We start from the raw sequence: 8720 nt of genomic DNA, 5'->3' as shown, positions 1-8720 counted from the left end.
CCGCAGAGTAGTCTTTTCTTTATTCAGCTCTTTAACATTCTCGTCTGTTCGATGAAGTAGCCGATTCTTTCGACGATTGGTTCGATGGAGTTTTGGTCGTTGACGAGATCGTATTCGCTGATGTCGAGTCTTAAGACGGGACACGCGTTAAATGAATTGATCCAGTTTTCGTAGCGCTCGTGCATTTCCTCCCAGTAGGCAACAGGCGTTTGCTGTTCCATCGGGCGCCCCCGCTCTTTGATGCGGTCCACGATATGATCAATGGATCCTTCAAGGTAAATCAACAGATCAGGGTGAGGGAAGTATGGCGTCATGACCATGGCATCGAATAGGCTTGTATAGGTTTCATAGTCGATTTCACTCATATTCCCTTTTTCATAATGCATGCGTGCGAATATGCCTGTATCCTCGTAGATCGAGCGGTCTTGGATAAAGCCGCCGCCGTATTCAAAGATTTTCTTCTGTTCTTTAAAGCGTTCTGCCAGGAAGTAGACTTGAAGGTGGAAGCTCCAGCTTTTAAAGTCCTGATAAAATTTATCAAGATATGGATTGGTATCCACTTTTTCAAATGACGTCCGGAAGCCCAAAGCGTTAGCCAATCCGTTTGTCATCGTGGATTTCCCGACACCGACCGTTCCGGCAATGGTGATCACGGCATTGTTCGGGATCCCGTATTTAGTGCGAAGATTCATGATAGTGAACTCCTTTTTTCAGTGTAGTTTCTAATTGAGTAAGGATATGATCCAGATCCTCTTTGTTTTGAACAAAGTCTACGTGGTCGCCATTGTAGCGAAGAACAGGGATATCCGGGTGTGTTTCTTCGAATGTATTCATATATTCTTCATAATCCAGTGATAGCTGTTTCAGGTATAGAGGGCTGATTTTCTTTTCAAAATCACGTCCTCTTTTTTCGATGCGCTTCAGGAGCGTATCCAAGCTTGCGTTCAAGTAAATGACCACATTGGGTCTCGGCATGTCTGAAGTCAGGATGTCATAGATGTTGAGGTATTTCTTGAATTGTTGTTCATCCTTCAATGTGCGTTTTGCGAAGATGATGTTTTTAAGAATATGATAATCTGCAACGACAGATTTGTTCTGAGATAAGTAGTGTTTCTCGATATCTTCTAATTGTTTATATCGATTGCATAAGAAAAACATCTCTGTTTGAAAGCTCCACTCTTCAATGTCATCATAAAACTTATCTAAGAATGGGTTTTCATCTACGATTTCTTTAAGTAGGTGAAATTGAAAATGATCGGAAATCGCTTTTGCAAGAGAGGTTTTTCCTATTCCAATCGGGCCTTCAACGGTAATGAAAGGAATGCGCCCCATTAATTGTCCTCCTCATATTACTCTCGAATATAGTGTGAAAAATTACGACAGGAATTATTGTAACACAATATATGGATGGTTTGTTCAGGATATTTCCTGTATAGATAAAACACATCACCTTCATTGTATCGGCTTCCTGTAAGGGAATTTTATGAAGACGCACATAAAAAGCTGATGAATAGGTGTTTATAGATTTACCTATGCATCAGCTTCTATTAATTATCTTTTCACAACGTTGAAATTGTCGGAAATTAACAGCCAGTTTTGAGGGAAAGGCAGACCGAGCTTCCAATAGCTCATCCCCCTCAATTTCAACTCTTTCATAAGGTCGAATTTGGCCTGGATGCTCCTTGCATCTTCAAACCAAACTTCATGATCCTTTCCGGTGCCTGCATCACGGTACTTGAAGAATGGTGCCTGCGCTTTTTGATCATAATCGATTTTAACATTGTTATCAGCGGCTATCTGGATTGCCTGTTGCGGACTGATGGCTTTGGCTGTGCTTCCCTGTACAAAAGGAAGTGTCCAGTCATAACCATACAAATTCTGCCCCATGAGAATCTTGGATGGGGGCATCTCGGAAACAGCATACTCAAGAACATCCCTCACCGGTCCGATAGGGGATACGGCCATGGCGGGACCGCCGCTGTAACCCCACTCATACGTCATGATGACCACGAAGTCGACAATTTCACCATGGGCTTTATAATCATGTGCTTCATACCATTTCCCTTTTTGATCCGCGCTGGTCTTTGGAGCAAGGGCGGTGGAGAGCAGCCATCCTTCCTGATTGAAGCGTGCCTTCGCTTTTCGTAAAAATTGGTTGTAGGCTTCTTTGTCCTGTGGACGTAAGTACTCAAAGTCGAAGTGAATATCCCTGAATCCATACTTCTTGGCGGTTTGGACGACGTTATCCAGGAACTTATTCTGGATGTTCTGATCGGTTAATAGAATTCTGCCCAGTTCATCACTGAATGTCCCTTCCTCTTGGTTGGTGATGGCCATCATCATGACATTATTATTGTCTTTCCCGGTTTGAATGAGATTTCCGAGGGGAGGTTCTTTCAAAGTGCCATCCCGCTTCGCCTGAAAACTGAATGGAGCGAGATACGTGAGGTAGGGGGCGGCTTCCTTGGCGCTTTGTTCAAGGTTCGGGGCCACTTCCTTTCCGTATGGCTCAACATAGCCATTAAACTCCGCTTTCACCTTAGGCTTCTGTGGGATGTATAAACGAGTCCCCACCTGTAGAGGCTGATTAGGGGAAATCCCGTTCACCCTTGCAAGTTCCTGGTAAGGGACGCCCGTCTTTTGACTGATTCCCCAAAGACTATCCCCGGGTTGAACAAAATAAAAACTTCCTATAATCGGGATGACAAGTGATTGGCCGATCACTAAATTATTGGGGTTCGGCAATTGATTAGCGTCCACTATATCCTTAACTGTTGATCCATACGCTTGAGCGATACCAAATAAAGATTGGTTCGGCTGGACAACATGTATTTGCATAAACAAACCCTCCTCTAATTCATTCACTATAATCAGCGTATGAGAAGGGTGGTTTGAATATGTTTTCTGCCGGAAATTTTATAAAATCCCGCCGGTAGGATCAATCTTTGCTTTTAAGACATTTTTCATCATCGTCAAGGCGTAGTGATTATCTTCTTCACTGACAGAAGCGATGGCGTCGCCGGGCACCATCAGGTTAAACTCTCTCATATAGGCATCATTGGCTGTGAAGAGTACACATATATTACCGGCAATCCCTGTGATGATCAGGTTCTTGACAGATAAGTGGTGAAGAAGCGTGTTTAATGCCGTACCATAAAAGGCAGAATGCTTCGGTTTAATAAGAAAGTAATCGTCTTCCATCGGTTGGAGAGGAGTCATGATCGGGTCGCTCGTCTTATTATGACATTTCTTATAGATCTCTTTGTAATCTGCTTTCCAAAGCTCGTAATGGTCGTTAATATAGATGGTAGGAAGCTGATGTTTCATGCAATAGCGACGCAGGGAGTTAATGGGATCGACAATCTTTGAGGTGTGTTGCGCCAACGTTTCCCCGTGTTTAAAGTCAAATGGATTCATAATATCGATGACCAGAAGAGCAGTATCGTTAGGTATCATGTGAAAGCCCCTTTCCACTATAGTTTGGTGTGAATCGGGATATTTTATAAAGGATTGAGAAATAAATTTACAGGAGTACACAATGGGTATTAGAGAAGAACAGTTTATGAAAGAAGCACTGATAGAAGCAGAGAAAGCCGCCGCCATCCAGGAAGTCCCGATTGGCGCCGTGATTGTGATGGATGACGAAATCATCGCCCGGGCCCATAATTTGAGGGAAACGAGCCAAAACGCCATTACCCATGCCGAAACATTGGCGATCCAAGAGGCATGTGAGAAGCTTGGCACTTGGCGTCTTGAAGGAGCGGAGATTTATGTCACCCTTGAACCTTGTCCCATGTGCAGCGGGGCCATCCTCCTATCGAGAATAGAGAAAGTCGTTTATGGGGCAAAGGATCCGAAAGCGGGTTGTGCCGGGACGTTGATGAATTTACTAGAGGATGATCGGTTTAATCACCAGTGTGAAGTATTGCCTGGGGTATTGTCGGAAGAGTGTGGAGGAATCCTGTCCCGATTTTTTAAAGGATTGAGGGATCGGAAGAAAAGTGAGAAGAAAAAGAGGATGGATAGTCTGTAAATAACTTACAGCATTCCATCATTGCTTTTTACCGTAAATCCTAGTATACTTAATTTTGCGTCGCACTAATGACGCAACTAAATATGGTATCAATTTTGCCGTGCTAGGTGGGGAGGTAGCGGTGCCCTGTACTCGCAATCCGCTCCAGCGAGACCGAATTCCTTTCCGAGGCTCGCACTCTGTAGGGCCTGCCTCAAGTAAGTGGTGTTGACGCCTGGGTCCTGCGCAATGGGAATCCATGAACCATGTCAGGTCCGGAAGGAAGCAGCATTAAGTGGAAGCTCCCATGTGCCGCAGGGTTGCCTGGGCCGAGCTAACTGCTTGAGTAACGCCTATGGATGCTTGTCGACGAAAGGTGCACGGCAGTTTCATTTATATACAACAACTCATCCATTTCCGGATGAGTTTTTTGTTTGTGTAAAGGTTTAAATTGATCTCCGGTTTTCTTTGTAAAAGGGATTTACATTACGTTATAATAGAGACACTATAGTACATAAAAAGAGGGGGGAGTATTTTGGCATATCAAGCTTTATATCGTGTGTGGCGTCCTCAGTCATTTATTGATGTAGTGGGACAGCAGCATGTAACGAAAACGTTGCAAAATGCCCTCCTTCATCAGAAGATTTCCCATGCCTATTTATTCTCGGGACCAAGAGGGACAGGGAAGACGAGTGCAGCGAAGATTCTGGCAAAAGCCGTTAACTGTGAACGTTCCCCTGTAGCGGAACCTTGCAATGAGTGCGATGCATGTAAAGGGATCACGGACGGTTCGATCCCTGATGTCATTGAAATCGATGCCGCCTCCAATAACGGGGTGGAGGAGATCCGGGACATCCGGGATAAAGTCAAATATTCTCCAAACGTTGTCGAGTATAAAGTCTACATCATTGATGAAGTTCATATGTTATCCATCGGGGCATTCAATGCGCTTCTGAAAACATTGGAGGAGCCGCCTAAGCATGTCATATTCATCCTGGCTACGACCGAACCCCATAAGATTCCTCTGACCATCATTTCGCGCTGTCAGCGATTTGACTTTAAACGGATCACAGCCATGGATATTGTGGGAAGAATGAGTCATATTGCCACGGAATCCGGCGTGAATTTTGAGGAAAATGCCCTGACGATCATTGCAAGGGCTGCCGAGGGAGGTATGCGGGATGCTCTCAGCCTTCTCGATCAGGCGATCTCCTTCAGTCAGGACCGGGTCACGGTCGACGATGCCCTGACGGTAACGGGAGCCGTTTCTCAAGGTTACTTGAATACTCTGGCAAAGGCCATCCTGGAACGAGATGTTACAACTGGTTTAGGGGCCCTGGAAGAGCTCCTGTTTCAAGGGAAGGACCCGGCGAGGTTTGCAGAGGACTTCATCCTTTATTTCAGGGACATGCTGTTATACCAGACCGCACCGAACCTGGAGGAATCACTGGAACGGGTCATGCTCGACGATGATTTCAAAGAATTGGCGGAGCGTACCCAGCCTGGACAGATCTATCAGTACATTGACGTCCTGAATCAGGCCGGTCAGGAAATGAAGTTTACGAACCATGCCCGGATTTATCTGGAGGTTTCCATTGTGAAGCTATGTCAGATGGAAGCGCCCGTATCGGCTTCTTCGCCGGAAGTGAATGATTTGATGAAAAAGATTAACCTTCTTGAAAAAGAGGTCGAACAGCTGAAGGCAAATGGAGTCAAGGTCCAAGCGGAGCCCGCTGCACAGGCAGCAAAAAAACCGATCAGGGCGAAGAAGGGATTCCGTGCCCCTACCGGTAAGATTCAGGAAGTGCTCCGAACGGCCACGAAAGAAGATCTCAATCTTATCAAGAGCCGATGGGGAGACATGGTGGAAACCCTCAATCAGCGTCAGATGCGTTCGCAGTCTGCATTATTAAATGATGCTGAACCTGTAGCAGCAACAAACGGCTCATTTGTGTTAAAATTCAAATATGATATCCATTGTCAGATGGCAATGGAGAATCAAGCTTTCACTTCCGCGATTGCTTCCATCTTGGAAGAATTAACGGGAAATAGCTATGCGGCTATTGGGATTCCTGAGGATCAGTGGATGTCCATTAGGGAAGACTTCATCCGGAATTCGAAAACAGAGGATGGGGATTCATCCAGCGGAAATCAAGAAGAAGATTCTCTCTTAACGGAAGCTGAAAAGCTGGTCGGTATGGATTTAATAGAACTTAACGATTAATAGTTTCAATAATAAACTGGAGGTAATGATGATGATGCGTGGAAATGGAAATATGCAAAACATGATGAAGCAAATGCAAAAAATGCAAAAGAAGATGGCGGAAGCTCAGGAAGAACTGGGTGAAAAGCAAATCGAAGGAACAGCAGGCGGCGGAATGGTAACAGTCATCGTGTCCGGCCATAAACAAGTCATTGATGTGAAAATCAACGAAGAAGCGGTTGATCCCGATGATGTAGAAATGTTACAAGACTTGGTTCTTGCAGCGACTAACGATGCACTGAAGAAAGCGGACGAACTAACGAACTCAACCATGGGTCAGTTCACTAAAGGAATGAACCTACCGGGAATGTTCTAGGAGGCAAACATATGCATTATCCTGAGCCTATATCAAAGCTGATCGACAGCTTTATGAAACTGCCGGGAATCGGGCCGAAAACTGCGGCCCGCCTGGCTTTTTTTGTTCTTAGTATGAAAGAGGATACCGTATTGGACTTTGCGAAAGCGCTGGTCAATGCAAAACGAAACTTGAGTTACTGCTCCGTCTGCGGGCACATAACGGATCAAGACCCCTGCTATATCTGTGAAGATCAAAGGCGTGATCGCAGCATCATCTGTGTCGTACAGGACCCTAAAGACGTCATCGCTATGGAGAAGATGAAAGAGTATAACGGACAATACCATGTGCTTCATGGAGCCATCTCCCCGATGGATGGGATCGGACCTGAAGACATTAATGTACCTGACCTCATCAAACGACTTCAAAGTGATGAAGTCCAGGAAGTCATCCTGGCAACCAACCCCAATATCGAAGGGGAAGCGACAGCCATGTACATCTCCCGACTCGTCAAACCATCCGGTATCAGGATCACAAGGATCGCCCACGGACTTCCTGTCGGCGGTGATCTGGAATATGCAGACGAAGTAACGTTATCGAAAGCCCTGGAAGGAAGAAGAGACGTTTAACGAAGGAGAGGATACCAATGTTTTTCAGGAAAAAAGGAAAGCTGAAAAAAGAGTATGACCAATCCTTACTTCACGTTTTAGACGAAACAAAGGATCATTGGAATCAGCAGCGTTCCATAGAAGAGATGAGTGTGGATTATAATTTGAACATCCATTGTCATTCAAAAATCGCAGAAGCCAAATATTTTTTTCTTTTTAGGGAAGCGAAACATAGAAAGATCGTCATAAAAAGGTAGACAACCATCATATCTTTTCAATAAGAGACTATATATGTTCTTTGTTGAGAGGAGAGAATGGTATGAGCCCAGTTATCGTCATAGCGGTGATCAGCGGTCTGATTGTACTGCTGTTAGCGACGGGGACGCCCATCAAGCCATTGCGGTTTGTTGGACAAGTCGCCATGAAGGTCATGATCGGAGCACTATTTTTATTTTTCCTGAACGCTTTTGGAAGTCAGTACGGAATTCACGTTCCGATTAACGTCGCCACCTCATCTATTTCAGGGATATTGGGTATTCCGGGGGTAGTGGGACTTACGGTGATTCAAATGTGGATATTATAGCAGTCAGGTAAAGCCGATTGAAAAAGCAGTCAAGATCCAGGTGAAGGTTACCCGGGTCTTGACTGCTTTTTATTTGACGAATGTTTTTGGCATGACCACCGCCACTACTTCTCCCCGTGCGCATAAATTCCCTTCTGCGAACACTTCTGTTTCTACTTTAAACTTCTTCGGATGAATCTCGTGAACCGTTCCTACTGCCTTTAAAGGAACATTGTGTGGAGTGGGTTTCATGAAATCAACTTGCAGGGAAGCCGTCACGAAGCGGGGAGGTTCCTGACCGTCCCCGATCTCCCCGCCATTTTTCCGATGAAGAGCGATTGCTGCTGAGCCGGTACCGTGACAATCGATTAAAGAGGCAATCAATCCGCCATACACAAAGCCCGGTAAAGCAGTATGTTCCGGTTTTGGAGTATAGATGGTGACGGTTTGATCCCCTTCACCGCCCGTACGAAAATGATGCCCCTCTTCATTAAGTCGTCCACACCCGTAGCACCATGCAAAATCATCAGGGTAATCATCCTGGATGGCACGAATGACTTCATTCATATTAACTTCTCCCTTCGACACAAACTCTATCTATAAGTACACTTCTATAAACGATCTGAAATTCCTCTATTATATATTTCTCTCATTTCACCAATATAGAGTAGAAAATACTATCAACTTCAATACAATACGATGAAACTATTTATGGAGTATCCGAGGCTACCAAGGGCACCGGATGTGTACTCCTATAATTGGATGAAAGGGAGGTTCCATTTAAAGAAGAATAGAGGGAACAGAAACCCTTTCAGAAATAATGAAGAAAAGATGAAAAATAGTATTGACTATTAATAGAAGAAGATGCTATTATATTCCTTGTCGCCAAAACAAGGCGAGAAACAAATTTCAAAAAAAGCTTGACGCTTCATATCGAAAAATGTTATATTTAAGAGGTGCTCAAGAGAGCCTAACGAAAC

General features: G+C 44.7%; 11 protein-coding genes and 1 other RNA gene. 7 read left to right on the top strand and 5 right to left on the bottom strand.

All coding sequences use genetic code 11. The features are described 5' to 3' along the window. Window positions 1-23 precede the first annotated feature (23 nt). The 4 genes from BVI01S_RS21510 to BVI01S_RS21495 all read right to left on the bottom strand — a co-directional run bounded on the left by BVI01S_RS21510 (window position 24) and on the right by BVI01S_RS21495 (window position 3456). Window positions 24-692, bottom strand: a complete 669-nt coding sequence (locus BVI01S_RS21510; protein ID WP_034766108.1) for a deoxynucleoside kinase — start codon at window positions 690-692, stop codon at window positions 24-26. Further along, on the bottom strand, window positions 676-1332 hold the full coding sequence (locus BVI01S_RS21505) for a deoxynucleoside kinase (RefSeq protein WP_060675048.1): 657 nt from the start codon (window positions 1330-1332) through the stop codon (window positions 676-678). Before BVI01S_RS21505 ends, BVI01S_RS21510 begins: the two co-directional genes overlap by 17 nt. A 219-nt stretch (window positions 1333-1551) precedes the next feature. After that, complete coding sequence (locus tag BVI01S_RS21500; RefSeq protein ID WP_061811513.1) at window positions 1552-2838, bottom strand: glycoside hydrolase family 18 protein; 1287 nt, start codon at window positions 2836-2838, stop codon at window positions 1552-1554. Window positions 2839-2916: 78 nt separating this feature from the next. Next, window positions 2917-3456: a cysteine hydrolase family protein gene (locus BVI01S_RS21495; RefSeq protein ID WP_034766112.1), complete on the bottom strand. Its 540-nt coding sequence runs from the start codon at window positions 3454-3456 to the stop codon at window positions 2917-2919. Between the two features lie 82 nt (window positions 3457-3538). Between BVI01S_RS21495 and tadA the strand changes: the two genes are divergently transcribed. From tadA to BVI01S_RS21460, 7 genes are all read left to right on the top strand, one after another. Further along, window positions 3539-4033 carry a tRNA adenosine(34) deaminase TadA gene (tadA, locus tag BVI01S_RS21490; protein WP_034766114.1) on the top strand — a complete coding sequence of 165 codons (495 nt, stop codon included), beginning with the start codon at window positions 3539-3541 and terminating at the stop codon, window positions 4031-4033. Between the two features lie 98 nt (window positions 4034-4131). After that, an RNA gene (gene ffs / locus BVI01S_RS21485) (signal recognition particle sRNA large type) lies at window positions 4132-4396 on the top strand. Between the two features lie 151 nt (window positions 4397-4547). Then, a complete protein-coding gene (gene dnaX / locus BVI01S_RS21480) occupies window positions 4548-6236 on the top strand; it encodes a DNA polymerase III subunit gamma/tau (RefSeq protein WP_061811512.1) in 1689 nt (562 codons plus the stop codon). Window positions 6237-6264: 28 nt separating this feature from the next. Beyond that, the gene (locus BVI01S_RS21475; protein ID WP_375162873.1) at window positions 6265-6591 is read left to right on the top strand and encodes a YbaB/EbfC family nucleoid-associated protein; all 327 of its coding nucleotides are present in this window, start codon (window positions 6265-6267) and stop codon (window positions 6589-6591) included. Between the two features lie 11 nt (window positions 6592-6602). Further along, complete coding sequence (gene recR / locus BVI01S_RS21470; protein WP_034766119.1) at window positions 6603-7199, top strand: recombination mediator RecR; 597 nt, start codon at window positions 6603-6605, stop codon at window positions 7197-7199. Window positions 7200-7216: 17 nt separating this feature from the next. Next, window positions 7217-7435, top strand: a complete 219-nt coding sequence (locus tag BVI01S_RS21465) for a YaaL family protein (RefSeq protein ID WP_034766121.1) — start codon at window positions 7217-7219, stop codon at window positions 7433-7435. Window positions 7436-7497: 62 nt separating this feature from the next. Then, window positions 7498-7761, top strand: coding sequence for a pro-sigmaK processing inhibitor BofA family protein (locus tag BVI01S_RS21460; protein WP_034766123.1), 264 nt, complete (start codon window positions 7498-7500; stop codon window positions 7759-7761). Window positions 7762-7830: 69 nt separating this feature from the next. On the opposite strand, the gene BVI01S_RS21455 is transcribed toward BVI01S_RS21460, so the two are convergent. Further along, the gene (locus tag BVI01S_RS21455) at window positions 7831-8307 is read right to left on the bottom strand and encodes a PaaI family thioesterase (protein ID WP_061811511.1); all 477 of its coding nucleotides are present in this window, start codon (window positions 8305-8307) and stop codon (window positions 7831-7833) included. Window positions 8308-8720 lie beyond the last annotated feature (413 nt).

It is taken from the genome of Rossellomorea vietnamensis NBRC 101237, from assembly GCF_001591825.1.
GTDB classification, from domain to species: domain Bacteria; phylum Bacillota; class Bacilli; order Bacillales; family Bacillaceae_B; genus Rossellomorea; species Rossellomorea vietnamensis.
The sequence above is the reverse complement of the archived record's forward strand: the minus strand, read 5'-3'. Positions and strand labels throughout refer to the sequence as shown.